Here is a 25,837-nt window from a genome sequence, read left to right as displayed (position 1 = left end):
CCTACTGGCAATCTACTTCGGCGGCGCATAGGTTCCACTGGTACAGCCAGAACGGAGCCTCCATGCGCCGCCTTTCCAAAACAGATGCGAACCTTAACAACGACCGCGTGCAAGGCATGCGGGTGCTGCGCCGTGCGGTGCCTTATCTTTGGCCTGACGGTCAGGCTTGGGTCAAACGGCGGGTTGTGATCGCGCTGACGGTGCTTTTGGCGGCAAAGCTAATCGCCGTTGTGACCCCGATTTTTTACAAGCAAGCCGTGGACGCCCTGTCGACTGACGGTAGCCCTGCGACCTTCCTTGCGTTGGGTGCTGTGGGTCTGACGCTCGCCTACGGGATGGCGCGCCTGATGGAGGTGGGGTTCAACCAACTCCGCGACGCGATCTTTGCTAAGGTCGGACAACGTGCCCTGCGGCGGCTCGCGATTGAGACGTTCACTCACATTCACCGCCTGTCGATGCGCTATCACATCACCCGCAAAACAGGGGGCCTAAGCCGCATTATGGAGCGCGGCGTGAAGGGCGTCGAATTCCTCTTGCGGTTCCTCGTGTTCAATATGGGGCCGCTGATGCTCCAGCTTTTGATGATCGCAGGGATGCTGATGTATCTCTTTGACATCCGCTATGTGGCGGTCGTCGTGCTGACCATCGGGCTCTATATCGCGTTCACATTCCGCGTCACCGAATGGCGGGTAAAAATCCGCAAAAAGATGAACGAACAGGACACGGATGCGAACCAAAAGGCCATCGACAGCCTGTTGAACTTTGAAACCGTGAAATACTTCGGCGCCGAAAAATGGGAGGCCGACCGCTACGATGGCGCCATGGCGCAGTATGAAAAAGCGGCGATTAAGACCTCGTATTCGCTGGCCTTTTTGAACTTTGGTCAGTCTGTTCTGATCACCAGCGGCCTTGTCGCTGTGATGGTCATGGCCGCGATGGAGGTCCAAAGCGGCGTTCTGACCGTCGGCGATTTCGTCATGGTGAACGCTTATATGATCCAGATCACCATGCCGTTGAACTTCCTCGGGTCGGTCTATCGCGAAATCCGTCAGGCGTTGATTGATATGGGTGATATGTTTGACCTCTTGGACCAGCCGTCCGAGGTCACGGATAAACCCAACGCGACCGAGCTGGTGGTGAACGGCGGGGCGGTATCTCTGAACGCGGTAGAGTTTGCCTATGACGCAGAGCGCCCGATCCTCAAGGGCGTGTCGATTGACGTGGCAGCGGGCGAAACCGTGGCTATCGTCGGCTCCTCTGGGTCGGGCAAATCGACCATCGGGCGGCTGTTGTTCCGCTTCTATGACGTGACGGGCGGGGCGCTGACCATCGACGGTCAGGACGTGCGGGACGTGACCCAAGACAGCCTTCATGCCGCGATTGGCGTGGTGCCGCAGGACACGGTGCTGTTCAACGACACCATCCGCTACAACATCGCCTACGGTCGCCCTGAGGCGTCAGAGGCAGAGATCGTTGAGGCCGCGAAAGCCGCGCAAATCCACGACTTTGTCCTGTCGTTGCCCAAAGGCTATGACACGCAGGTCGGTGAACGCGGTCTGAAACTCTCGGGCGGGGAAAAGCAACGCGTGGGGATTGCCCGCACGATCCTGAAAAACCCTCCGATCCTGCTGCTGGACGAGGCGACATCGGCGCTCGATACCGAAACAGAGCGGGACATCCAGACCCAGCTTCGGGCGATGGGGCAGGGCCGCACAGTGATCACCATCGCGCACCGTCTGTCGACCATCGCGGATGCGGACCGCATTGTGGTGCTAGAGGACGGTCATATCGTCGAACAGGGGCGCCACGACGCGCTGCTGGCTCAGTCGGGGCGCTATGCGCAGCTCTGGCAGAAACAAGCTTCAGAGGACGCGGCCTAAGTGCCACCAGAGGTGAAATAGAAAACGGGCGCGGTGATCTCTCATCGTGCCCGTTTTGTTTATTCTGCAGCCCGTAGTGTGGATGGGGCAGCGGGTTCTTCGGTGTCTTCCCAGATGATCTCTGGTGCTTTGACCTTGCGGGCCTCGCGGGCCAGTGCCCAGTCTTGTGCCGCGCGGCTACCGCGACCCATCGACAGGCGGGCCAAGAGGCGACCGAGCCAATGCAGGTAGGTTGTGAACCAAACCCGTGCGGCCAACATCGCAGGGGTAAAGACCAGCGTCAGAACCGTCGCAATGCCGAGGCCAAAGACAACCGCTGTCGCAAGTTGTTTCCACCAGAGCGCCGTCGGGCTGTCGATCGAATAGCCCCCGTTGATGAAGTCGAGGCTGAGGCCAAACATCATCGGCGCAAGGCCCGCCATCGTGGTGATGGTGGTCAAGAGAACCGGACGGATGCGGTCTTCGGCGGTGCGAATGATCGCCTCGAGACGCGGCATATACTGGTTATATTCCTGATAGGTATCGATCAGAACGATGTTGTTGTTCACCACGATCCCCGCCAGCGCCACGATCCCTGTCCCTGTCATAATAATCGAGAAGGACTGATCCATAACAAGCATCCCGATCAGAACGCCCGTGGTCGACAGGATCACCGCCAGAAGCACCAGAACAGAGTTATAGAAGCTGTTGAACTGTGCCAGCAGGATGATGAACATCAGCATGAGCGCAGCAGAGAAGGCCTGACCCAAGAAGGCAGAGCTTTCCTCTTGGTCCGCCATATCGCCCGCCCATTCAAAGCTGATCCCCGCAGGCAAATTGCCATCGTTGAGCCAGCTTTCGACAAAGGCGATCCGTTCGTTGCCGTTCACGACTTCGCGTTTGAGGCTGCCGTTTGTGACGGCGTCGCGCTGCGCATCGGTCATCGCGTCCTCGGCCACGATGGTGAATGTGCCATCCTCAGCGGTCAGTTTAACCAGCCCATCGGCCACGCCCGCCTTAATGTCAAAGTAGCGTTTCTGGTCGATGCGGTCGATCTGCGCCAGTTTCGGAACAGGGGTGCGAGTGATGAAGTTGGACAGCGGAACGAGGCCCGCAGAGGTGCGCACCTTGAGGTTATCAAGGGTGGACAGAACGCGGTCTTCTTCGGGGAGGCGGACGCGGATTTCGATCTCTTCGTCAGAGCTATCCACCCGCATCGTGTCGAGTAAGATCCCCCGTGTCACGAGTTGCACCATGCCACCCACGGTCGCAACGTCAGCGCCGTAACGACCTGCTTTTTCCACATCGACCGAGATTTCCCAATCTATACCGGGCAGGGGGCGGCTGTCTTCGATCTGGGTCAGACCCGGAACGGTTTCAAAGAACGCGCGCGCCTCTGCCGTGGTCGCAAGCAGTTGCTCCCAGTCGTCGCCCTTGAGCCGCAGGTGCACAGGTTTCGTCGCCGCAGGACCCATCGCAAGGTCGAGCGTTTCGGTATGCACACCTGGGATTTGGTCCAGTTTCGCCTGAAGGTTCGCCATGACCGTTTTGCCGTTCAACTGTTCCAGCGGAATGTCATTGGCACGGGCAAAGGCGGGGCGGTCATCCCACGGGATCAGTTCGATCTGCAACTGACCGACGGCATCACGCGGGCTCTCTGCGCCTGCGGTATTCGCGTTCAAGCCACCTGCGCCCGCAAAGGCAAAGACGGTCTGGATGCCGGGAACCGACAGCGCGATCTCTTCGGCCTGACGCACGAGGACGTCTTTTTCCGAAAGGCTGAGGTTGCCGCGCGCTTGAACGTAGACGATCGCTTGCTCTGGTTCGGTCGCGGTAAAGAATTCGACGCCGTTATTGTTCGCCCCGAAATAGGTGAAGGTCGACATAACGATGGCGAGGATCGCGCCCACGGTCACGAGCGGCATGACAGGGTTGCCCGCCACGCCCCAAATCACCCAGCCAAACGGACTGCGGTGATAACCCGCACGGATTTTCGTCTGCTTACGCTCAATCTTGGCCGCGCCGATGGTGATCGACAGGCCGACCGCGCCGAGCATAAAGAGGATCATCCCCGGAAGCGACGCCATAAGGCCAGAGGTTTGCACCGCTTCACCCGACAGATAGGCAGGGTTGAGCGTCATCATCGCACCGACAAATGCCATCAGACCCGCAGGCACGACCAACAGGGCACGCACGACCCACGGCAGACGTTTCTTGAGCGCGTCAGAGGTGCGGCCAAACAGACGGCTGGTGCGGCCCAGAACGCCACCCATAACGGGCATGTAGATCAGCGCCACGATCAGCGAGGCCGAGAGAACAAAGATCAGCGTGACAGGCAGCATGCCCATGAACTGACCCGGAACACCTGGCCAGAACAACATCGGCAAGAACGCACAGAGCGTTGTCGCGGTCGAGGATACCACGGGCCAGAACATGCGCTTTGCGGCCTCGGTATAGGCGGACATCGGGCCTGCGCCCTCGGAAATCCGTTTGTCCGCATATTCCACGACCACAATCGCGCCGTCGACGAGCATCCCCACGGCGAGGATCAGACCGAACATCACGATGTTCGAAATCGTCACGCCCATGATGCCCAAGAGAAGGAACGCGAGCAGGAACGACGTCGGGATCGAGAAGCCAACCAACAGCGCAGAGCGGGTGCCGAGCGAGGCCAGAACCACGATCATCACCAGCGCAATCGCTGTTAGAACCGACCCCTCAAGCTGTGAAACCATCGACGCAACGGTGCGGCTTTGATCGTTTGATGCGCCGACGTGGACGGCTGCTTGAAGGTCGGCAGGCCATTGCGCCCGCGCGTTCTCGACTGTTTCACGCACCAATGCAGCGGTGTCGATGAGGTTATAACCACGTGCCTTTACCACCTGAAGCGCCACGGTTTTCACGCCGTTGAAACGTGCGGTGCTTTCGCGATCTTCAAAGGTCAGACGGATCGTCGCGAGATCGCCCAAGGTGATCACGCGGTCGCCGTTGGTTTTGACGGGCAGGCTGTAGATATCTTGGGGGCTGTCGAACGAGGACGGAATTTTGACCGAGAAGCTACCCTGTTCGGTCGATACTTCACCCGCTGCGATGAGCAGGTTGTTCATCGTGACAACGTTGATCAATTCGCCCGCGGTGACGTTATAGGCCTCAAGCCGCAGAGGATCGATCACCACCTCAACCATCTCGTCGCGCGTGCCTGCAAGGTTGGCCGAGAGGATCGCTTCGATCCCTTCGAGTTCATCTTGCAAGTCTTTGGCAACCTTAATCAATGTGCGTTCGGGCACATCGCCCGTCAGGTTCACAATGATGATCGGGAATTCAGAGAAGTTGATCTCGTTGATCGAATAGTTATCCGCGCCATCGGGGAATTTCCCCTCAACTGCGTTCATCGCATCACGAACGTCGGCCATGGTGCGGGTCTTGTCCCAGCCGAATTCGAACTCGAGCGCGACACCTGCATAACCTTCGGCAGCGGTGGCGGTCATGGTTTTCAGGCCGTCGATGTCCGACAGTTCGGTTTCCATCGGTTCGACCAGCAGGCGTTCCGCGTCGGTCGCGGAAATGCCGGGGAAGGGCACAGACACGAACAGAGCCGGAATTTCGATATCCGGCTCACCTTCTTTGGGGAGGCTCACATAAGCGACCGCACCTGCGATGATAGAAAGCACAATAAAGGCAATGACCATCCGCGCACGGCTGGCCGCCCAGTCAATCATTCCAGTCATCCCTTGGCCTCCTGAAAGGTCGGGGCGACGGTGACGCCTTCGACGACGTATTCTTGACCAACGGTGATGATATTCGCCTCGGCGTCTAGGCCCGTGACCCAGATGCCGTCGATGGTGTCGCGGACAACTTCGACTTTGGCAAAATGGACGGTGTTTGTCTCATCAATCACGCGCAGACCTAGATCGCCATTGTCGTTCAGCGTCAGCGCCGATTGCGGGACGAGGTGCGCCTTGCGGCCATCTGTTCCGATGATGATCTCGGCGGTTTGACCGTCACTGATCGCCATGTCGGCGTTTGGCACTTCGACCTCAACGCGGAAGGTGCGGGTGGTGTCGTCGGCAGAGCGGGACAGGAACGTCACGCGGCCCATAACATCGCCACCAGCGGCGAGGCGGGCACCAGCGGGCGCACCAACCTGAACCTTGCCCACTTCAATCTCAGGCACAAAACCAACGAGCTTGATCGGGTCGAGCTGAATGATCGTCGCGCAGGCAGCACCCGTCGACAGGAAGGTGCCCAATTCCGCCGTGTCGGTTTCCAACAGGCCAGAGAAGGGCGCTACGATTTTGGTGTTCTCGATTTCACGCTGTGCAGCGCTGACCGCAGCCTCAGCAGCAGAGAGCGCAGCTTCGGCAGAGCGCAGGCGGGTTTCACTGGCGTAACCGTCCCCAATCAGACGTTCCGCAGCGGTGAGGTTAAGTTCAGCTTCGCGTTTCGCCGCTTCGACCTGAGCGAGCGTCGCCTCACGGGTGCCCATGTCGATCTCGCAGAGCAAATCGCCCGTGTTCACAAAGGCCCCTTTGCGTAGCGGTTCAGAGATGATCTGACCCGTTGTTTCGGCCCGCACATCCACCTGACGCGCAGCTTCGGTGCGACCACGCAAGATGACCGCGCTTTCGATATCGCGCTCAGTGCTCCGCAGAACGACAACTTTGATCAGCGATGACTCGTCAACTTGGGTTGCAGCTCCCTCGGCCTCGGCCTCAGCAGAGGTGTCAGCCTGAGCAAACGCCAGCAGGCTGTCGCGTTCCGCAACGAGGAAGTAGAGAAACGCAGTTACAACGACAGCTGTAATAAGCGGCATTACGCGCATGGTTTGGCCTTTCGAAATACGGTCACTGTTCGCAACTAACCGCGGAAATAGTCATGAAAAGGTTCAGAGCAAGGAAGAATCTTGTTCAGTATACGCTAAACCATTTGGTTCAGATTAGTGATTTTTGCCTTTTTCTGCAAGGCAGCGAAGCTGACTGAATAAAACCGTGATCTGCGAAGGTCTTGGCAATTCCTGAAGGTTCAAGTTAAGACGGGGCACCAACAGTTCTAGAAGGCCGGTCGCGCAATGAGCAATAACGAAAGCTTCATCGACGAAGTCAACGAAGAGGTCCGTCGCGACCAGCTTTTTACCTACATCCGTAAATACGGCTGGATCGCTGCATTGACCGTTGTTGGTCTGGTCGGCGCGACGGCGTGGACCGAATATCAGGCGGCTCAAACCCGTGCGGCTGAACAAGCTGCGGGTGACGCGATTTTTGATGCGCTCGAACAGAATGAATGGGCAGACCGTCAGGCAGCGTTCGCGCAATTGCCGCCGTCGGTGATGTCGCTCTTGATGACAGGCGCTGCGGCCCAAGAGGCAGGCGACACCGCCGCTGCGGCTGACGCGTTTAACGCGCTCGCGAATTTGGACGGCGCTCGTCAGGTCTATCGTGACCTCGGTGCGTTCAAGGCGCTTTTGGCCAATGCGGAAAACTTGTCCACGGACGAGCGTATCGCAGGGTTCCAAAACCTAGCAGCACCAGGCGCATCTTTCGCGCTCTTGGCCAAAGAACAGATCGCTGTCGCACAATTGGAAGCAGGCGATGCAGAGACTGCACTGGCCACGCTGCGCGAGATCAGCGGCGATGCGACGGTCACGCAGGGCTTGCGCAATCGGGTCGAAGGCTTGATTGTGGCGCTGGGTGGTGACGCGTCTCAGTAACGCAAGAACGAAAACACGTCGGAGGACGGGGCAGTGACAAAATTTACCTTCCTTGGCACGGCTGCACTGGTGGCATTGCTCGCGGGTTGTGGATCAAAGGATGTCCGTCTTCCGGGCGAACGCTTGGATATCCGTGATGGCCTTGCCTCTGCCCCTGTGGCCGAAGTGAATGAGGCCCGTGAGATTTCTCTGGGTCAGCAGGTTTCTAACGCCGACTGGACCCATCGTGGTGGCAACGCCGCGCACTCCATGCCACATCTGGCGCTCTCTGCGACGCCGACATTGGCCTTTGCCGCGAATATCGGTGAAGGCGAAAGCCGCCGCGCACGGATCACCGCTGATCCTGTCGTTGCGGGCGATGCGATTTACACGATGGATGCCGCGACGACTGTGACGGCGACAGGCACCAACGGCGCAACGCTCTGGTCGGTGGACCTGACCCCTGCGGGCGAGGGTGGGTCTTCCTCTGGCGGTGGTCTGGCTGTAGACGGCAACCGCCTCGTTGCGACCACGGGCTATGGTGAGGTCATCTCCATCGACCGCAGCACAGGTGGCGTGATCTGGCGTCAGACCTTGGATGCCTCTGGCGCGACCACGCCGACCGTTTCGGGCAACTTCATTTATGTTGTGGGCCATGACAACCGTGGCTGGGCGCTCCAGTCGGACAATGGTTTGGTCAAATGGACCGTCAACGGCGCACCGTCCAACACGAGCTATGGCAGCGGTCCGGGCGTGGCTGTGACGGATCGCTTTGCGCTGATGCCGTTTGCGGGCGGTGAACTGGTTGCGGCCTTCCGCGATGGCGGGTTGCAGCGTTGGTCGGCCTTTATCGGCGGCGAACGTCTGGGCCGTCCGCTTAATGCCTTTGACGGGCTGAGCGGTGGACCTGTGGTTAGCGGTGACACGGTCTACCTCGGTAACTCTTCGGGCATGACCATTGCGCTGGACGCTGTATCGGGCGACCGCAAATGGTCCGCGCACGAAGGCGCTGTCGGTCCTGTCTGGCCTGTGGGCGGTTCGGTCTTTGCCGTGAACGATCTCAACCAACTGGTGCGTTTGGATAACCGTGACGGGTCTGTCATCTGGCGCGTCGCGCTGCCTGACCTGATCGAACGCCGCGCTGGTAAATCCCGCTCAGCTGTCGCTCACTACGGTCCGATCCTTGCGGGCGGGCGTCTGATTGTGGCCTCGTCGGACGGGCTGATCCGTCAGTTCGACCCCGTGTCGGGCGCTCTCGTTGGGCAAATCGAAATTCCGAGCGGTGCGGCCTCTGCGCCCGTCGTTGCAGGAAATACACTCTATGTCGTGTCAAAGAACGGGCAATTGCTGGCTTTCCGTTAACGCGGGAATGGTGTATCGCCCCGATCTTGATCTGAAAGGGCTTTAGCCATGACATTCACCCTCGCCATTGTTGGCCGCCCGAACGTGGGCAAGTCGACATTGTTCAATCGCCTTGTAGGCAAGAAGCTCGCGCTGGTCGACGACCAGCCGGGGGTGACGCGTGACCTGCGTGAAGGCGACGCGAGACTCGGCCATTTGCGATTCACTGTGATCGATTCTGCGGGTCTCGAAGACGCGACCGACAACAGCCTTCAGGGCCGTATGCGCCGTTTGACCGAGCGTGCGGTGGAAATGGCGGACGTTTGTCTGTTCTTGATCGACGCACGTGTGGGCATCACGCCGACGGACGAGGTCTTTGCTGACATCCTGCGCAAAAAGAATGCGAATGTGATCCTTGGCGCGAACAAATCCGAGGGACGTGCAGGCGAGGGCGGTTTCCTTGAGGCCTATTCGCTCGGCCTTGGTGAACCGCTGCGGATTTCTGCGGAACACGGCGAAGGGATGGATGAGCTGTATCACGTTCTCCTCCCGATCTCTGAGCAGTTCGAAGAACGCGCTGCCCAAGACGCGCCAGAAGTCGACGTGGATATTGAAGAGTGGGACGAATTCGAAGAGGGCGATGAGCCCGAAATTCCGATGCCTACTTGGGCCAAACCGTTGCAGATCGCCGTGGTTGGTCGTCCGAACGCGGGTAAATCGACGCTGATCAACAAAATTCTCGGCGAAGAGCGTCTGCTCACCGGACCTGAGGCTGGCATCACCCGTGATGCGATTTCGGTTAAGACCGAATGGGATGGCATCCCAATGCGTATCTTTGATACCGCGGGTATGCGTAAAAAGGCTAAGGTTCAGGAAAAGCTGGAAAAACTCTCCGTCTCGGACGGTCTGCGTGCAGCGAAGTTTGCTGAGGTTCTGGTTGTCCTTCTCGACGTTGAAATTCCGTTCGAACAGCAGGATTTGCGGATTGCCGACCTTGCAGAGCGCGAAGGCCGCGCGGTCGTCGTTGCAGTCAACAAATGGGACCTCGAGGACGAGAAGCAGGACAAGCTCAAAGACCTGCGCGAGAAATTTGAACGCCTATTGCCGCAACTTCGTGGCGCGCCGATGGTCACCGTGTCCGCGAAAACGGGCAAGGGGCTGGATCGTTTGCACAACGCGATCATGCGAGCCTATACGATCTGGAACCGCCGCGTATCGACCTCTGCGTTGAACCGCTGGTTGGTTGGTATGCTAGAGCAGCACCCGCCACCCGCACCGCAGGGTAAGCGGATTAAGATGCGGTATATGACGCAGGTGAAAGCCCGTCCGCCTGCATTCGTCGTTATGACGTCGCACCCTGATAAGGTTCCGGAAAGCTATAACCGTTATCTTATCAACGGCTTACGTGACGATTTTGAGATGCCGGGAACGCCGATCCGTCTCTTCTTGCGCGATCAGGGGGAAAAGAACCCCTATAAGAACAAGAAGAAGAAACAGACCGGACGTCTGGCGAAACACCTCAAGTCGAACCGCGGCGAGTAAGGTTAATCAGGCCGAGCGCGGCAATGCCCGCGCCGGCCAATACAGACATCACGATCATGTCTGTGCCGTTCTGCACCACAATCCCAAAGAGCGCCCAACTCACAGCGAGGCCATAGGCTGGCCCGCTGGGGGGCATGAGTTGCACCAGAATGGCAGCAGTCATCGCGAGGATCAGACCTGCGATGGAGGCGGCCTCGTAGCTCAGCACGCCAAAGCCCGCGAGGGTGATCGACAGCGACACCACAGAGGCCGCCGTCAGCCACCCCGCATAGAGGCCAAGAGGCACCTTGAGCCACCAGTAATCCTTGGTCGGGGAGCGCAAGAGCGCCAAGACGGTGACGCCTGCCATGATGAGGATCACCACCGTCGCCCAGATCGCTGTAGCATTGGCAATCGACAGCCACAGCGTGCCAAGGGCAAGCGACAGCGCCAGCGGCCCCCGCACGATGTCCCACGCGCCGTCAGTGCGCCGTTTCACCAGCCCATAAACCGCAGAGGCCACAAGCCACGAATAGATCACGCCCCAGATCGCAAAGGCATAGCCAGCGGGCTGGATCGGCGGTTGATCCATGAAAACGGGGAGGTGTTCAGGGCGATATCCCGTGAATGGCTCTGTCACCAGAGGCGCGAGGATAAACGTCGATGCAAAAAGGGCGACCAGCCACGGTAAGGATTTTTTCATAACCCTTATACGTGGCACAGTCGCCCTTTGGATCAAGTGCTTAGGCCAGATCGCCCGCTGCGGTGAGCGTGGTCTTGCCTTTGAGGTAGGGGTGCAGGACGGCGGGCAGCGTGACCGAGCCATCTGCGTTCTGACCGTTTTCCAGAACCGCAATCAGCGTACGGCCGACCGCGAGGCCAGAGCCGTTCAGGGTGTGAACGAACTGCGGCTTGCCACCGTCGGCGGGTTTGTAACGCGCGTTCATGCGGCGGGCTTGATAATCGCCTGCGGTCGAAACCGAGGAAATCTCGCGGTATTTGTCCTGACCAGGTAGCCAAACTTCGAGGTCGTGGGTGCGCTTCATGCCAGCACCCATATCGCCCGAGCAGAGCTTGACCGTGCGGTAGGGCAGGTCGAGCGCCTCAAGGATCGCTTCGGCCTGACGGGTCATGCGGGCATGTTCGGCTTCGGACTCTTCGGGGGTGATGATGGTGACCATCTCAACCTTTTCGAACTGGTGCTGACGCAGCATTCCAGAGGTATCGCGACCAGCCGAGCCAGCCTCAGAGCGGAAGCACTGGGTATGCGCGGCGTAACGGCGGGGCAGGGTGGATTCGTCCACGATGTCGCCATTGACGAGGTTCGTCAGCGTGACTTCTGCCGTCGGGATCAGCCACCAGCCGTTGGTGGTTTGATAGCTGTCCTCGCCGAATTTCGGCAGCTGACCCGTGCCATACATCATCTCTTCTTTGACCATGACGGGGGTGATCGCTTCGGTCAGGCCGTGAACGTCCACGTGGTAATCCAGCATGAACTGAGCCAGCGCACGGTGGATACGCGCCACAGCGCCCGAAAGCACCACAAAGCGGCTGCCCGAGAGTTTGGTGCCAGCGGTAAAGTCCATACCCGTCTGAACGCCAGCGATTTCAAAGTGTTCCACGGGTTTGAAATCGAATGTGCGCGGGGTGCCCCAACGGTTGATCTCAACGTTGTCGTTTTCATCCGCCCCATCCGGCACGTCATCATAGAGCATGTTCGGAATGGTCAAGAGGAGCGTGTTCAGCTCCTCGTCCTTTTGCTTTGCCTCTTCGGTCATGCGGGCGATGTCGGCTTTTTTCTCAGCCACCAGCGCGCGGAGACGTTCGAATTCAGCCTCGTCACCACGACCTTTGGCGGCGCCGACCTCTTTGGACGCTTTGTTCTGTTCAGCGGTCGCGGTTTCCGCCGCATGGATCAGGGCGCGACGCGCCTCGTCCAGAGCGAGAACGGTTGACGACATAGGTTCGGCCCCACGACGCGACAGGGCAGCGTCGAATGCGGCCGGATTTTCGCGGATAAAGCGGATGTCATGCATGGGGCTTCTCCTTCTTAATGACGCGGTGCTTATGGCATGGGTGGGGAAGGGTGAAAAGGGGGCTCTGCCCCCTCTTGGCTACGCCAATTCACCCCCGGGATATTTGTCGCACAAAGGGGCAAGGGGGATTTTTTGGCAGGCTGCGGCATTATCACGAAGATATGGGGTTGCGGTCCGGTTGCCATTCCCCCATCTGCGAATTAACGTGCCGCGACTTTTGCGGGGCGAGACCTGCATATTTAACACGAAGGGGAGCGCCTGATGGAGGCCATTCAAGGTATCGTACCGTTTATCCTGATCTTCGGGATCATGTATTTCTTGCTGATCCGTCCGCAGCAGAAAAAGGTAAAAGAGCATCAGGCGATGGTTGCTGCGCTGCGCCGCGGTGATCAAGTTGTCACCCAAGGTGGGATCATCGGCAAAGTGTCGAAGGTCAAAGACGACAACGAGATCGAGATCGAGATTGCTGCGGGCGTGAACGTTCGCATCGTGCGTTCGACCATTGCTCAGGTTGTGAGCAAGACCGAACCTGCTAAGGCATAAGACAAGGCCCCGGACATGCTGCATATTTCGCGCTTTCGCCAGTTGATGATCCTACTGGCCTGCCTGGCCGGGGTTGTCTTTACCTTGCCGAACTTTTTCTACGGCCGCGTCGAGTCTCACAACGACGCGGTTAAATTGGTTGATGCGGGGATGAGTTCTGATCAGATCGCGGCGGATGTCGCGCTCTGGCCGTCGTTCCTGCCATCGAATTTGGTGAACCTCGGGCTCGACCTGCGGGGCGGTGCGCATCTGCTCGCTGAAGTGCAGGTGCAAGAGGCCTATGGCGCCACGCTCGACGCGATGTGGCCTGAGGTGCGTGATGTGCTGGCTGCAGAACGTGACACCGTTGGGTTTGTGACCCGCGAAGAGTCCACCGCTGATGCGCTGCGCGTGCGTATTTCCGAGGCCGCTGGCATGGAACGCGCGTTGGAATTGGTGCGTGGTTTGGGCCAGCCTGTGGCGACCCTGACAGGCGCGGGCGCATCGAACATCGTTGTTTCTGCTGAGGGCCAAGTGATCAGCATTGGGCTGTCTGAGGCGGAAAAGCTGGCCTCTGACGACCGAGTGGTCAAACAAGCGCTTGAAATTATTCGTCGTCGTATTGACGCTGCGGGCACACGTGAGCCTGCGATCCAGCGTCAGGGCGACAACCGTATCCTGATCCAAGTTCCCGGCGCGAAATCTGCGCAAGAGTTGAAAGACTGGATCGGCACGACGGCACAACTGACCTTTAACTCAGTCGTTGGTCGCACCACGGATGCCAATGCAAATCCGGGTGTTGGCAACATCCTTGCGCCGTCTCTGAACGAAGAGGGCAGCTATTACATCCTTGAACGGACCCCTGTTGTCACGGGCGAAGAGCTGGTTGATGCGCAGCCATCGTTCGACCAAAACGGTCTGCCGGCTGTATCGTTCCGTTTCAATCCGACGGGTGCGCGGGCCTTTGGTCAGTATACCTCGGAAAACGTGGGCGCGCCGTTTGCGATTGTCCTCGATAACGAAGTGATCAGCGCCCCGACCATTCGTCAGGCGATCACGGGCGGCTCTGGTATCATTTCGGGGAGCTTCTCGATTGAGGAATCCACGAACCTCGCGGTTCTGTTGCGGGCTGGTGCGCTGCCTGTTGGTCTGACCTTCCTCGAAGAACGCACGATCGGCCCCGAACTGGGTGCGGATAGCGTGAAAGCGGGTCAGATCGCGGCGCTGGTTGGTTTCGCGTTGATTATGATCTTTATGGCGCTGACCTACGGCCTCTTTGGCTGGATTGCGAACCTCGCGCTGGTGATCAACGTTGCGATGATCTTTGGTGCGTTGTCGGTCCTTGGTGCGACGCTCACGCTGCCTGGTATCGCGGGTATCGTGCTGACCATGGGTATGGCGGTGGACGCGAACGTTCTGGTTTTTGAACGGATCCGCGAAGAGCTGAAAACCGCGAAAGGGCCAGCGCGAGCAATTGAGTTGGGTTATGAACGCGCGATGTCGGCGATTGTGGATGCGAACATCACTACGATCATCACCGCAGCCATTCTTTGGTTCGTTGGCTCTGGCCCCGTGCGCGGCTTTGCGACCACATTGGGTATCGGTATCGTGACTTCGGTCTTTACCGCGCTGTTTGTGACCCGTCTTTTCATCGTCTGGTGGTTCCAACGCCGCCGTCCCAAAACCATCGAGGTCTGAGCCATGCGGATGCGTCTTGTCCCTGACAACACGAACTTCAATTTCTTCCGCGTCGCACGCGCTACCTTTGGGGCGTCTGTGGTGTTGGTGATTGCCTCTGTCATCGCGTTCTTCGTGATGGGGCTGAACTTTGGTATCGACTTCCGTGGCGGCACCACGATCCGCACAGACAGCACGAACGCTGTGGATGTTGCAGAGTATCGTGCGGCGATTGATCCGCTCGGCCTCGGCGATGTGGTGATCACGCAGGTGTTTGACCCGACCTTTGCCGCAGATCAGCACGTGGCTATGATCCGCATTCAGGCCCAAGACGGTCAGGAAAGCATCTCCCAAGACATCGTGGGCAATGTTGAGGCTGCTTTGAAAGCTGTTGATCCAGCGGTGACGTTTGCCTCTGTTGAATCCGTTGGCCCCAAGGTGTCGGGCGAGCTGATCTCTAAAGCGGTCTATGCAGTCCTCGCGGCGCTTGTCGCGATCGTGGCCTATATCTGGCTGCGGTTCGAATGGCAGTTCGCGGTGGGCGCTGTTGTGGCTTTGATCCACGACGTTGCGATCACCATCGGCCTTTGGGCGGTGTTCCAGTTCAAATTCGATTTGGCCACCATTGCCGCGCTTTTGACCATCGTGGGTTATTCGATCAACGATACCGTGGTTGTCTTTGACCGCGCCCGTGAAAACCTGATCAAGTATAAGCAAAAGCCGCTGATCGACGTGCTGAACCTCTCGGCCAACGAAACGCTGAGCCGTACCATCATGACCTCGGGCACCACGCTATTGGCGCTGATCGCGCTCTTAGTGCTGGGTGGCGACGTGATCCGTGGGTTCGTCTTTGCTATCACTTGGGGCATTCTGGTTGGTACCTATTCGTCGATCTATGTTGCAAAGAACATCGTGCTTATGCTCGGTGTGAAACGTGACTGGTCGAAGGAAAAGAAACCTACCGGCAACCAGTTCATGGATATTGATGCCTGATTTTTCTTGGGGATTGAGCTATCTCAAACCCCACGGAGCCACGGCGCTGTAACAGGCACTGAGCTAAGAGGATAAGACATGCGTTTGAACGAGGTTGTTTATTCCGATGCCAAGCCCGTTGATGGCTATGGTCCCGGTTTTTTCCGCATCGGTGGTGAGGTCTTTGAGGGGCCGCTGGTCGTGACCTCCACAGGCGTGTCCTCTTGGGGTGGCTATGACGACGTTGAGGCGCTCTTGGCGCTCAAAGACACGGTTGATGTGGTCTTTGTCGGCACAGGGGCAGAGATCGCGCATTTGCCCGCCGCCCTTCGCACCGCATTAGAAGAGGCGGGTATCGGCGCAGAACCGATGTCGTCGCCCGCGGCCTGCCGCACCTATAACGTCCTCTTGTCCGAAGGTCGCCGCGTCGCGCTGGCCTTGATCCCCGTCTGATGCGCCTCTCCGTCACTGATCTGGCCTGTGCGCGCGGTGGGGTCCCTGTCCTCTCTGGCGTGTCGTTCACGGTCGAGGCAGGACAGGCGCTGGTTCTGCGCGGGGCCAATGGCATCGGGAAAACCACGCTCTTGCGGACGCTCGCGGGGCTGCAACCTGCACTGAGCGGTGACATTGACTTGCCCGACGATCAGGCGGCCTATGCCAGCCACGCCGATGGGATCAAAGCGCAGCTGAGCGTCGAAGAAAACCTGAGCTTCTGGGCCGAGGTTTATGGCAATCCTGTGCCTGACACCATTTACGAGGCCTTTGATCTGGTTGATCTGCGTCACCGCATGGCGGGTACCTTATCCGCAGGGCAAAAGCGGCGTCTGGGTCTGTCGCGGCTCGGTGTGATCGGGCGCAAGGTGCTTTTCCTTGATGAACCGACGGTATCGCTGGATCGGTTCTCGGTGAACCTCTTTGCCGATTTCATCCGTGATCAACATCTCGCCAAAGGCGGCATCGCGGTTATCGCGACCCACATCGACCTCGGCCTTGATGCCCCCGAACTGGACCTAGAACCGTTCCGTGCCTCGGCTGATCAATCTGGTGGCAGCGACGAGGCGTTCTTGTGATCGCGCTTCTGAAACGCGACCTTTGGCTTGCGGTGCGGGCAGGGGGCGGGTTCGGCCTTGGCCTTGCGTTCTTTTTGATCGTTGTGGTGCTGATCCCCTTTGGCGTGGGGCCTGATGCCTCGGTCCTCGAGCCTATCGCGCCGGGTATCCTCTGGGTCGCGGCTCTCTTGGCTTGCCTCCTGTCACTCGACCGGATTTTCGCGCTGGATTACGAGGATGGCTCTCTGGCACTTCTCGCGACATCGCCGCTGCCGCTTGAAGGCGCAGCATTAATCAAAGCGATTGCCCACTGGCTGACCACGGGTCTGCCATTGACGCTCGCGGCGCCGCTCTTGGGTGTTCTTTTGCACATGAATTCAGAGGCCTATGGCTATCTGTTCATCTCTCTCGCACTCGGCACACCTGCGCTGTCGATCATCGGCACCTTTGGCGCGGCGCTGACCGTTGGACTGCGGCGTGGTGGCCTCTTGCTGTCGCTTCTGGTTTTGCCGCTATATGTCCCGACGCTGGTGTTTGGGGCCGAAGCGGTGCGCCGTGGTGCGGCTGCGATGGATGTGACAACGCCCTTTGTGATGCTGGCGGGTATTACTGCGGGGGCTTTTGCGCTATTGCCATTCGCCAGTGCTGCGGCACTGCGGGTCAACCTGCGCTAAGACAATAAAAGGGGACATCATGTCGATCTGGGAATATGCAAACCCCAAGAAATTTATGGCAACAACCTCGCCACTGATCCCGTGGATCTTTGGCGGGTCGATGCTGCTGATCGTTGTTGGCTTGCTCTGGGGCCTGTTCAACACCCCCGCAGCCGACCAGTTCGAACACTCGGTCAAAATCCTCTTCGTCCACGTGCCCTCGGCGCTGATGGCAATCAACGGCTGGATGATGATGCTGGTCGCCTCGCTGATCTGGCTGATCCGTCGTCACCACGTCTCTGCGCTTGCGGCACGGGCTGCGGCACCGATTGGTGCGATCATGACGGTGATTGCACTGGCAACGGGCGCGATCTGGGGCCAACCGACATGGGGTACATGGTGGGCATGGGAGCCGCGCCTGACATCGTTCCTGATCCTGTTCCTATTCTACATCGGCTACATGGCCCTTTGGACCGCGATTGAGGACAACGATACCGCAGCCGACCTGACCTCGGTCCTCTGCATCGTGGGGTCCGTCTTTGCGGTGCTTTCGCGCTATGCGGCGATGTTCTGGGGCAAGGGCCTGCACCAAACCGCGACCTTCTCGGCGGACCGCGAAACCAACATCGACGCGTCGTTCTGGTGGCCTGCGGTGATTTCGATGGTGGGCTTTGGGCTCTTTTTTGTCGCATTGGTTTTGATCCGAACCAACACACATATCCGTATACGGCGCGCTGATGCGCTCGAGGCGCGGGCTCGGAGGGCTGCATGATGGTCGATTTCGGCAAACACACGCTTCATATCTGGCTGTCTTACGGCGTGACGATTGGCCTCTTGGCTGCACTCGCACTGGTGAGCCTGAAACAAAGCCGCGCCGCAAAGAAACGGCTTGAAGAGGTTGAGACGAAACATGGCTAAGGTTCCGGTATTGGCAATCCTACCCCCTGTGATCTTTGCAGGGATCGCGGGGCTGTTTTTCAGCGGTATGTATTTTGGCAACGACGACAAACTCCCGTCGACCTTCATCGGCAAAGAGGCTCCGGCCCTGCCGACAGAGGCGCTAGAGGGCACCGTCCAATTGACGCCAGAGATGCTGCGGTCGGGCGAAGTGACGCTGGTGAACTTCTGGGCAAGCTGGTGCCCGCCGTGCCGTGCAGAGCATCCTGTGCTGCATGAATTGGCGGAACAGGGCTACCGCGTGGCTGGCGTGAACTTCCGCGACACCCAAGGTGCTGCGAGCGATTATCTGACCGAACTGGGCAACCCGTTTTTTGCGACGGGGTTTGACGCCACAGGGCGCGGCAGCATCGATTGGGGTGTGACCGCCCCGCCAGAGACCTTCATCGTCGATGGGGACGGCACGGTTCTCTACCGTTTTGCAGGGCCGCTGATCGGCACTGACTACGAAGAACGGTTTTTACCAGAGTTGCAAAAGGCGCTGGGGAACTGATCAGCAGGCATAGGCCGCCATGGCGCCCCAATCGCGGGCGGCGCGGCAGGCCATGCCCGACAGATCATAGCGCCACGCAGGTTCACCAATTTCCAACACGATCAAGAGGCTGAGCTCTTCGGCCTCTGACGTGTGCATCTGCGCGGTGGCAAAGTCGAACACATCGTCAATCACGCGCGACGACTGGCTGGAGACCTCGATGTCGGGGAAATATTCGGCCCGTTCTTCGGTCATGATCGACAGCGCGTTGGCGGCGTCGATGTCTGCGCACCACTCTTCGGCGTCACTGCCCCAGATATTCGCCTGAACGCAGGCCCCCACAGCCATCTTTTCCGCCAGACCCCGACGCCAGTAGGCCGAGGTTTCCTCGTGCGCGATGATGACCAGCGCATAGGCGCGGTTTTCCGGCAGGGGCGGGTAGGCGTCGTCGGCAGAAAGACGCAGGTGGGAGAGTTGAATATCCATCCCCCAAATCGACCACCCCCCTGTGGATTCGGCAAATCGGATTCAGGGGGTAAGCCTGTGGATAGAACCACTTAGGAGTGGGCAACCCTGTGGATAATTTGTGTATTCCATGCTGCGACCGAAAAGCGCACCTCATTCGGGCTTCGCGCTGAACTTGGCACTAAATTTGCCACAGATGCTGCCGTTACAGATCCTGTATAGTCATGAGGTTTTTGCGGTATGGTCGACACGCTCAGTTGGGGTTGGTATTTTCCAACCTCGTTCCCTTTCCCAGAGTTTCTCTCTCAAGACGTTCTTGATGAGAGCCTGAACGGCTATACGATCAACAACCCATACTACATCGAATATACCATTCGTGATGGTGACAACGACGGCGTCATCAATGACGATGACCTAGACTTGGGCCCAGTCAGGTACTTTGGCGATTATATTATCGGCCCGACGACGACCCTCTATCCGCAAGAAATTGCGCTCTACACCAATTCCTCCATTGTGATGAATGGGCAGGTGATCTCGGGCCTTGATATTGAGGTCACGTTGTTCACCGATGGCACATGGGGTTACCGCCTCATGGATACGTCGATCCCGCAGGGTCACTATTCCGCCGTCTCCTCTGTCACTATTGGCACATGGAACGGCGTTGAATACACAGGGATTTATACCTCTGGCGTCGACCAGATGTTCGTCTGTTACCTCGCTGGGACAACGATCCAGACGGCGCGGGGCTGGGTGCCTGTACAGCAATTGCGCGTGGGTGATCTGGTCGAAACCATGGACCACGGGTTGCAACCGATCCGCTGGGTTGGGCAAAACACGATCCTTGGTGTTGGTAAAAACGCACCTGTGCGGATTGAAACAGGTGTCTTGGACAACGAAGTGCCCGTCTACGTCTCGCCCAATCATCGTCTGATGATCCACGGCCCCTTTGTTGAACTGCTCTTTGGCGAAGAGGACGTGCTCGTCGCCGCGAAACATTTGATCGATGGCGACCTCATTCGGTCAGAGCCACGGGCGCTCGCGCATTACGTCCACTTCGCGCTCGACCAGCACGATATTGTGATGGCGGATGGTTTGCTAAGCGAAAGCCTCTTGCCCGGACCCGAAGCGATCAAAACGATCTCTGAGGCTGACCGTGCCGCGCTCCTCGATGTGTTTCCTGTGCTGCGTGGCGGGTGGGAACATTATGGCCCTGCAGCCCGTATGTGCTTGACCGCGCGCGAAGCGGAACTCCTGCGGTGGGCGATGGAGCGCGAGGGGCTTCTCGACCGAAAATCGCCTCTGTCCCGTCGGCCGGAACGTGAAACCGCCTGAGCGTATTCGCACAGACGTTGCCCCGAAAAATCGTGTCCTCTGTACAATCATGTCAAAGTCTCGCAATTCATTGATTGGAGAGTGTGAGCGTGTTGCGCTAAATCGGTCTTAGGAAACGAACACGGATGTAAACATGCGACAGCTTTTGGGATCGGTGATGTGTGGCTTGGCTATGACCCTGCCTGCAGTTGCCCATGCGGATGATCATCCCCCCATTATTGTTGAATTGTTCACCTCTCAGGGCTGTTCGTCCTGTCCGCCTGCCGATGAAATTCTCGCAAAACTGGCGCAGAGCGATGATGTGATCCCGCTGGCGCTGCATGTGGACTATTGGGATTATATCGGTTGGGCTGATAGCTTTGCCAATCCTGCATTTACCGAACGCCAGAAACGCTACGCCGCCCAAGCAGGCGAGCGGACCATCTACACCCCGCAGTTTGTGATTGGCGGTGTGGACCATGTGGTTGGCGCACACCCGATGGAACTGATGGAGCTGATTCGCCGTCACATCATCATGGCCGATGGCATTGATCTGGATCTTGAGCGGTCGGGCAATACGCTGACCCTAACCGCCGAGTCCCTGCAGAGCTTTGCAACGCCGCTGACGGTGCAGCTCGTTCGTTATCAACCCAATGCGCAGGTCGATATTGAACGCGGTGAAAACGCTGGGAAAACCGTTGATTATACCAATATCGTCACGTCTTGGGACGATCTGGGCGAATGGGACACGCGCACGCCGCTATCGCTCTCTGTGACCATCGAGGGGGACGCGCCAGCGGTCGTGATCCTTCAGGAACCAGGGCCAGGGTTGATCGTGTCGGCAGGGCGCGTGCGCTGAGGCTTCCAGCGGTTATGCACCCAGAACCACTGTTCGGGGTTGGCTCTGACGCGGGCCTCTAGACGGGCGGTTGCCTCGGCCATCATCTGTTCAGGGGTCGTGTGTTCGATGGGCGTCTCAACGGCCACGTCAAAACTCACACCATCGGCCTGTCGGATCCCGAAATAGGGCACCAAGAGCGCATCCATCCGCAACGCAATATCAGCGGCTGAAGTCGCGGTCATCGCGGGATGTCCGACGAAATCCAACAGCACCCCATCGGGCACCGCTACATCAAACAACAGCGTGCCCATGCCGCCACCACGTAAGTGTTTCGCAAACCCTGCTGTGCCGCGCCGCCCTTGGGCAAAGACGGGGCCTGAGAGTTCGGTCATCGTGCTGGCGTAGTGATCGTTGAAATAGGCGTTCTTCATCGGACGGTAGAGACCACCGATGATGTAACCTTTGTTCGTGAGCACCTGACGCGGTGCCTCGTGGTTGCCGAAATGTCCGGTGATAAAGAGGATCGGACGGCCATTGGCGCGGGCCTCTTCGACGGCTGCCATGCCATCACCGCTGATCTCGGCCCGAGCAAGGCGTTGACCGAATTCCTGCCATGAATAGTTTTCAATAAGGGTGCGGCCCACGTTGTCCAGCACGCCGTCAGCGATGCGGGATTTTTCGGCGTCTGACATGTCAGGGAAAATCAGCGACAGGTTAGCCAGCGCCCTTTTCCGGTAGCCCGCGATAGGCCCGATGACCCGCTTTGTGACGGCCCCCATGAGCGCCACGCGCGTCTCGTAAGGCAGACGCATTAGCCCACCGATCATGCCGCGCAAAATGCGGTCAATGATCCAATCGGCGCGTGTGCCGAGGTCGGTCTCTTGAGTTTGGGCCATGTGCCATCCTGTGCGGTCTGCCCCTCAGATAAAGGGCTGGCTCCGCAATCTCAAGCAGCACGATGGATCACGCAGCGTTCTCTCCCGTAGAAAAGAGCGTTATATCGCCCGTTTCGGCCAATTTCTGGATCACGGCGGTCAGGCGGGTTTGCGCGGCCTCGCCATCGGCCTTGCGTGGGGTGCCGCGCTCCGCCATTTCATCCTTGATCTGGTCCGCCACCCGTTGCGACAGGTTCGCAAGGAGATAGTCCGCCCCAGCCTCTAGCGCGCCACCCAACGCCATCGCATGGGCCAGCGCCGTCACCACATCCGCCTGATCCGTGGCCCGCAGGACCTTGGGCACGTCGGGCGGAGGCAGGCGGGCAGGAATATCGGCAAAGGTAAAGATCGCCTGCCGAACCTGCGCGGTGAACACTGGATCATCGTCATTCAGATCGGACAAGAGACTGTCGCGCAGGTCAGCACCGCTGGCCGTCAGGATCGCACCGAGGTGCCGTGGGGCAGGCTGGGCAAAGGCCGTTTCACGCGGTTTGCCATAGTCCCCAATCAACGCGGTGCCAATCCGCAGGACGGTTTCGGGCGCTACGCCTGTGGTCAGCGACATCGTATAGGTGATCCGCCGCGCCCGTTCGCCGGCAATACGGCCTAGCACTTGGGCGGCCTTATCAACAGGGAGTTTCGATAGTGTGATTGCGCAGACTTCTATTGCCTCTGCATTGACCAGAGGGACGATCTGATCGACCTCTAGCTTGCAAATCTGCCGCCACGGGTCGGTGCCAGAGAGCTCATCGTTGAGCCGCGCCGTCGTCCCTGCACTTAGCTGACCCGAAAGCGCATCAAGAGCGGCAGAGATCCCGCCGGGCCCCGTGAGGCCGAGACGGTCCATCTCGTCGAGGAATTCGATCACCACATGATCCACAGTCGCCCGATCCACCATGCCGATATCGGCAATCTCGCGGGTGAGGGCGATTTGCGCCTCCTCTGGCATGTCAGAGAGGTTCAGCGTCTGCCCGTCTGCCATCAGATATTGCACCAACAGCGCCGCCTTTTGACGGCGGGTCAGATGTGCAATCGGGGGGAGCTGTGATCCATCGGGCATAGTGGTGTCCTTTCCGCCCAAGGATCGGATGGAAAGGTGAAAAAACCGTTAGCCCCAAATGAAAAGGGGGCCCGAAGGCCCCCGATCCGATTATGCGCCGAACACGCGCTTAAAGATCGTGTCCACGTGTTTGGTGTGGTAGTCCATGTCGAACTTTTCGTTGATCGCATCAACGCCAAGCGCGTTCACAACATCCTCATCCGCGAGGAGTTGTTCACGGAAATCAACGCGGTCTTCCCAGACTTTCAACGCGTTGCGCTGAACCATGGAATATGCGTCCTCGCGAGATACGCCTGCTTGGGTCAGGGCCAAGAGAACGCGCTGCGACATCACCAGACCAGGGAATTTGTTCATGTTATCCAGCATGTTCTGCGGGAAGATGAGCATTTTATCGACAACGCCGGTCAGACGGTTCAGGGCAAAGTCGAGGGTAATGGTGGCATCTGGGCCAATCGCACGCTCAACGGAGGAGTGCGAAATATCACGCTCGTGCCAGAGGGCGACGTTTTCCATCGCAGGAATGACCGACATGCGAACCAGACGCGCCAGACCAGTGAGGTTTTCGGTCAGAACTGGGTTCTTTTTGTGCGGCATCGCCGACGAGCCTTTTTGGCCCATCGAGAAGAACTCTGCACCCTCAAGAACTTCGGTGCGCTGCATGTGGCGGATTTCGATCGCTACGTTTTCGATCGAGGATGCGATCACGCCGAGCGTTGCAAAGAACATCGCGTGACGGTCGCGCGGGATGACTTGGGTGCTGATCGGTTCTGGGTTCAGACCGAGTTTCGCGCAGACGTGCTCTTCGACGCGGGGGTCGATGTTCGCGAAAGTGCCAACAGCGCCCGAAATTGCGCCAGTTGCGATCTCTTCACGGGCGAGTTTGAGACGCGCAAGGTTGCGGTCCATCTCAGCGTAGAAACGTGCAAAGGTCAGTCCCATAGTGGTCGGCTCTGCGTGGATACCGTGGCTGCGGCCAACGCGAACGGTGTTCTTATGCTCCATCGCGCGCTTTTTCAGCGCTGCGAGCAGGGCTTCCATGTCCTTGATCAGGATGTCGGATGCGCGCACCAGCTGAACGTTCAGGCAAGTGTCGAGGACGTCCGAGGACGTCATACCTTGGTGAACGAAACGGGCCTCTTCGCTGCCGACATGTTCAGCGAGGTGTGTCAGGAACGCGATCACGTCGTGTTTGGTGACAGCTTCGATTTCGTCGATGCGGGCGACATCAAACTCTACGTCTTTGGCTTTCCAAACCGCATCAGCGTTTTCGCGGGGGATAACGCCCAGATCGGCCATGGCGTCACAGGCGTGTGCCTCGATCTCGTACCAGATTTTGAATTTGGTTGCAGGTTCCCAGATGGAGACCATTTCAGGGCGGGAATAGCGAGGGATCATTGGCAGCGGCCTTTCGTCGGTGGAAAGTTTCACGCGCCTCATACGATGCATGACGTGTCGTAACAAGAGCAGCACAGCCATAACTGGTGGGCAAAAGGCCGCTAGGGTGTGGGGGCTATGCCCTTGGCGCATTGAACTCGGGGGAATGATGCGTCAGGACTATAGGCGAAACCCGCCGAGATGGGGCGAGAGGATCGATGCGTAGTGTTCTGAAATTCATAACGTTTCTAGGTGTGGCGCTCTTGGCGTTTACGCACCTCGGGACGTGGATTCCGTTGGCCGATTCCTTGTCTTTGGGGCGCCCTATATTGCTGGCTGCGGGTTTTGTGATTGTCATCGCCCTGTTGTTTTTTGGACTAAAGCGTTGGGCGGCTGGCGTCTTGGTCGCGGTGATCGCGTCTGGCGTGGTCACATGGGGCGATTTTGCGGGCAGTGCGGTGCGTGGAACGGGGCCGCTGAGGCTCTATCAAAAGAACATGCTGTGGAACGGTGCCACGCCCGAGGCGATCTTGGCCGATATCCTGTCGACGGACGCGGATTTCGTAACGCTGCAAGAAACGTCATCGATCAACCAACTCGTGCTCGACGGGCTAGAGGACCGGTTTCCCCATCGTCTTGCCTGCGCGAGCCAAGGGAACGGGGGTATTGCCCTTCTGTCCCGTTACCCTCTGACACCGTCTGGTGCGGGCTGTAGTCTGGGCAGCGGGATCGTCATCGCCCAAGCCGACGTGCCAGAGATCGGGCAGATCTGGGTCGGGTCGGTCCACCTCAACTGGCCCTATCCGTTCACCCAAGCCTCTCAGGTGCCGAAAATCCTGCATGGGTTGGAAAGCCTCGACGGTCCGATTGTGATTGCAGGGGATTTCAACATGATCCCGTGGGGCAGTTCTGTGCGGCGGATCGCGGAAACGGCGGGCGCAGTGCGGGTCGGTGGTTATCTGTCGACCTTCCCTGGATTTGGCGCTCATCTGCCCTTTGCGATTGATCATACGTTGATCCCACGTGGCTGGCAGGGTGCCGTCGATATTCGCCCCTTGGCGGGGTCGGATCATTATGGTCTGGTGCTATCATTCGGACCGTAGGAC

Annotated in this window: 24 protein-coding genes; 16 read left to right on the top strand and 8 right to left on the bottom strand. The window is 58.6% G+C overall.

Translation table 11 applies throughout. The features are described from left to right. Window positions 1-62: 62 nt before the first annotated feature. Window positions 63-1,880, top strand: coding sequence for an ABCB family ABC transporter ATP-binding protein/permease (locus AC1QQ2_RS00530; RefSeq protein WP_479711671.1), 1,818 nt, complete (start codon window positions 63-65; stop codon window positions 1,878-1,880). Window positions 1,881-1,939: 59 nt separating this feature from the next. Here AC1QQ2_RS00530 and AC1QQ2_RS00525 read toward each other — a convergent pair whose 3' ends face one another. After that, on the bottom strand, window positions 1,940-5,587 hold the full coding sequence (locus tag AC1QQ2_RS00525; protein WP_479711670.1) for an efflux RND transporter permease subunit: 3,648 nt from the start codon (window positions 5,585-5,587) through the stop codon (window positions 1,940-1,942). Next, window positions 5,584-6,681 carry an efflux RND transporter periplasmic adaptor subunit gene (locus AC1QQ2_RS00520; protein WP_479711669.1) on the bottom strand — a complete coding sequence of 366 codons (1,098 nt, stop codon included), beginning with the start codon at window positions 6,679-6,681 and terminating at the stop codon, window positions 5,584-5,586. The genes AC1QQ2_RS00525 and AC1QQ2_RS00520 overlap by 4 nt, the downstream gene beginning before the upstream one ends. A 246-nt stretch (window positions 6,682-6,927) precedes the next feature. On the opposite strand from AC1QQ2_RS00520, the gene AC1QQ2_RS00515 reads away from it, so the two are divergent. From AC1QQ2_RS00515 to der, 3 genes are read left to right on the top strand one after another with little or no spacing between them, the layout of a single operon-like run. Next, the gene (locus tag AC1QQ2_RS00515) at window positions 6,928-7,566 is read left to right on the top strand and encodes a hypothetical protein (protein ID WP_479711668.1); all 639 of its coding nucleotides are present in this window, start codon (window positions 6,928-6,930) and stop codon (window positions 7,564-7,566) included. A 33-nt stretch (window positions 7,567-7,599) separates the two neighbouring features. Beyond that, entirely contained in the window at window positions 7,600-8,907 is a 1,308-nt protein-coding gene (locus AC1QQ2_RS00510) for a PQQ-like beta-propeller repeat protein (RefSeq protein WP_479711667.1), read from the top strand. A gap of 48 nt (window positions 8,908-8,955) precedes the next feature. Further along, window positions 8,956-10,428: a ribosome biogenesis GTPase Der gene (der, locus tag AC1QQ2_RS00505; protein WP_479711666.1), complete on the top strand. Its 1,473-nt coding sequence runs from the start codon at window positions 8,956-8,958 to the stop codon at window positions 10,426-10,428. On the opposite strand, the gene AC1QQ2_RS00500 is transcribed toward der, so the two are convergent. Both AC1QQ2_RS00500 and serS read right to left on the bottom strand, forming a co-directional pair. After that, window positions 10,406-11,110 carry a hypothetical protein gene (locus tag AC1QQ2_RS00500; RefSeq protein ID WP_479711665.1) on the bottom strand — a complete coding sequence of 235 codons (705 nt, stop codon included), beginning with the start codon at window positions 11,108-11,110 and terminating at the stop codon, window positions 10,406-10,408. The genes der and AC1QQ2_RS00500 overlap by 23 nt on opposite strands. A gap of 40 nt (window positions 11,111-11,150) precedes the next feature. Next, window positions 11,151-12,443: a serine--tRNA ligase gene (gene serS, locus AC1QQ2_RS00495; protein WP_479711664.1), complete on the bottom strand. Its 1,293-nt coding sequence runs from the start codon at window positions 12,441-12,443 to the stop codon at window positions 11,151-11,153. Window positions 12,444-12,704: 261 nt separating this feature from the next. Here serS and yajC point away from each other — a divergent pair, with 261 nt between their 5' ends. From yajC to AC1QQ2_RS00450, 9 genes are all read left to right on the top strand, one after another. After that, window positions 12,705-12,986, top strand: coding sequence for a preprotein translocase subunit YajC (gene yajC, locus AC1QQ2_RS00490; RefSeq protein ID WP_105234824.1), 282 nt, complete (start codon window positions 12,705-12,707; stop codon window positions 12,984-12,986). Window positions 12,987-13,001: 15 nt separating this feature from the next. Further along, window positions 13,002-14,663: a protein translocase subunit SecD gene (gene secD, locus AC1QQ2_RS00485; RefSeq protein WP_479711663.1), complete on the top strand. Its 1,662-nt coding sequence runs from the start codon at window positions 13,002-13,004 to the stop codon at window positions 14,661-14,663. A 3-nt stretch (window positions 14,664-14,666) separates the two neighbouring features. Next, a complete protein-coding gene (gene secF / locus AC1QQ2_RS00480) occupies window positions 14,667-15,635 on the top strand; it encodes a protein translocase subunit SecF (RefSeq protein ID WP_479711662.1) in 969 nt (322 codons plus the stop codon). Between the two features lie 78 nt (window positions 15,636-15,713). Next, window positions 15,714-16,067, top strand: a complete 354-nt coding sequence (locus AC1QQ2_RS00475; RefSeq protein ID WP_479711661.1) for an Mth938-like domain-containing protein — start codon at window positions 15,714-15,716, stop codon at window positions 16,065-16,067. Next, window positions 16,067-16,684 carry a heme ABC exporter ATP-binding protein CcmA gene (gene ccmA, locus AC1QQ2_RS00470; RefSeq protein ID WP_479711660.1) on the top strand — a complete coding sequence of 206 codons (618 nt, stop codon included), beginning with the start codon at window positions 16,067-16,069 and terminating at the stop codon, window positions 16,682-16,684. Before AC1QQ2_RS00475 ends, ccmA begins: the two co-directional genes overlap by 1 nt. Then, window positions 16,681-17,337: a heme exporter protein CcmB gene (ccmB, locus tag AC1QQ2_RS00465; protein ID WP_479711659.1), complete on the top strand. Its 657-nt coding sequence runs from the start codon at window positions 16,681-16,683 to the stop codon at window positions 17,335-17,337. Before ccmA ends, ccmB begins: the two co-directional genes overlap by 4 nt. A gap of 19 nt (window positions 17,338-17,356) precedes the next feature. Continuing rightward, window positions 17,357-18,088 (top strand): heme ABC transporter permease CcmC, encoded by a 732-nt coding sequence (gene ccmC, locus AC1QQ2_RS00460; protein WP_479711658.1) that lies wholly within the window; start codon window positions 17,357-17,359, stop codon window positions 18,086-18,088. Next, window positions 18,085-18,234, top strand: coding sequence for a heme exporter protein CcmD (gene ccmD / locus AC1QQ2_RS00455; protein ID WP_105234831.1), 150 nt, complete (start codon window positions 18,085-18,087; stop codon window positions 18,232-18,234). Before ccmC ends, ccmD begins: the two co-directional genes overlap by 4 nt. Continuing rightward, complete coding sequence (locus AC1QQ2_RS00450; protein ID WP_105234832.1) at window positions 18,227-18,766, top strand: DsbE family thiol:disulfide interchange protein; 540 nt, start codon at window positions 18,227-18,229, stop codon at window positions 18,764-18,766. The genes ccmD and AC1QQ2_RS00450 overlap by 8 nt, the downstream gene beginning before the upstream one ends. Here AC1QQ2_RS00450 and AC1QQ2_RS00445 read toward each other — a convergent pair whose 3' ends face one another. Continuing rightward, window positions 18,767-19,231, bottom strand: a complete 465-nt coding sequence (locus AC1QQ2_RS00445) for a DUF7684 family protein (RefSeq protein WP_105234833.1) — start codon at window positions 19,229-19,231, stop codon at window positions 18,767-18,769. Between the two features lie 219 nt (window positions 19,232-19,450). Between AC1QQ2_RS00445 and AC1QQ2_RS00440 the strand changes: the two genes are divergently transcribed. Both AC1QQ2_RS00440 and AC1QQ2_RS00435 read left to right on the top strand, forming a co-directional pair. After that, window positions 19,451-20,542: a Hint domain-containing protein gene (locus AC1QQ2_RS00440; protein ID WP_479711657.1), complete on the top strand. Its 1,092-nt coding sequence runs from the start codon at window positions 19,451-19,453 to the stop codon at window positions 20,540-20,542. 133 nt (window positions 20,543-20,675) lie between these two features. Further along, window positions 20,676-21,380, top strand: coding sequence for a DUF1223 domain-containing protein (locus AC1QQ2_RS00435; protein WP_479711656.1), 705 nt, complete (start codon window positions 20,676-20,678; stop codon window positions 21,378-21,380). On the opposite strand, the gene AC1QQ2_RS00430 is transcribed toward AC1QQ2_RS00435, so the two are convergent. From AC1QQ2_RS00430 to purB, 3 genes are all read right to left on the bottom strand, one after another. Then, the gene (locus AC1QQ2_RS00430) at window positions 21,332-22,258 is read right to left on the bottom strand and encodes a lysophospholipid acyltransferase family protein (protein ID WP_479711655.1); all 927 of its coding nucleotides are present in this window, start codon (window positions 22,256-22,258) and stop codon (window positions 21,332-21,334) included. The genes AC1QQ2_RS00435 and AC1QQ2_RS00430 overlap by 49 nt on opposite strands. 67 nt (window positions 22,259-22,325) lie before the next feature. Next, window positions 22,326-23,357: a FliG C-terminal domain-containing protein gene (locus AC1QQ2_RS00425; protein WP_479711654.1), complete on the bottom strand. Its 1,032-nt coding sequence runs from the start codon at window positions 23,355-23,357 to the stop codon at window positions 22,326-22,328. A 90-nt stretch (window positions 23,358-23,447) separates the two neighbouring features. Beyond that, complete coding sequence (gene purB, locus AC1QQ2_RS00420) at window positions 23,448-24,752, bottom strand: adenylosuccinate lyase (protein WP_479711653.1); 1,305 nt, start codon at window positions 24,750-24,752, stop codon at window positions 23,448-23,450. A gap of 197 nt (window positions 24,753-24,949) precedes the next feature. Between purB and AC1QQ2_RS00415 the strand changes: the two genes are divergently transcribed. Then, complete coding sequence (locus AC1QQ2_RS00415; protein ID WP_479711652.1) at window positions 24,950-25,834, top strand: endonuclease/exonuclease/phosphatase family protein; 885 nt, start codon at window positions 24,950-24,952, stop codon at window positions 25,832-25,834. The last annotated feature ends 3 nt before the right edge of the window (window positions 25,835-25,837 follow it).

Origin of the sequence: Aestuarium sp. (assembly GCF_023253315.1) — a bacterium.
Classification (GTDB): domain Bacteria; phylum Pseudomonadota; class Alphaproteobacteria; order Rhodobacterales; family Rhodobacteraceae; genus Marivivens; species Marivivens donghaensis.
The sequence above is the reverse complement of the archived record's forward strand: the minus strand, read 5'-3'. Positions and strand labels throughout refer to the sequence as shown.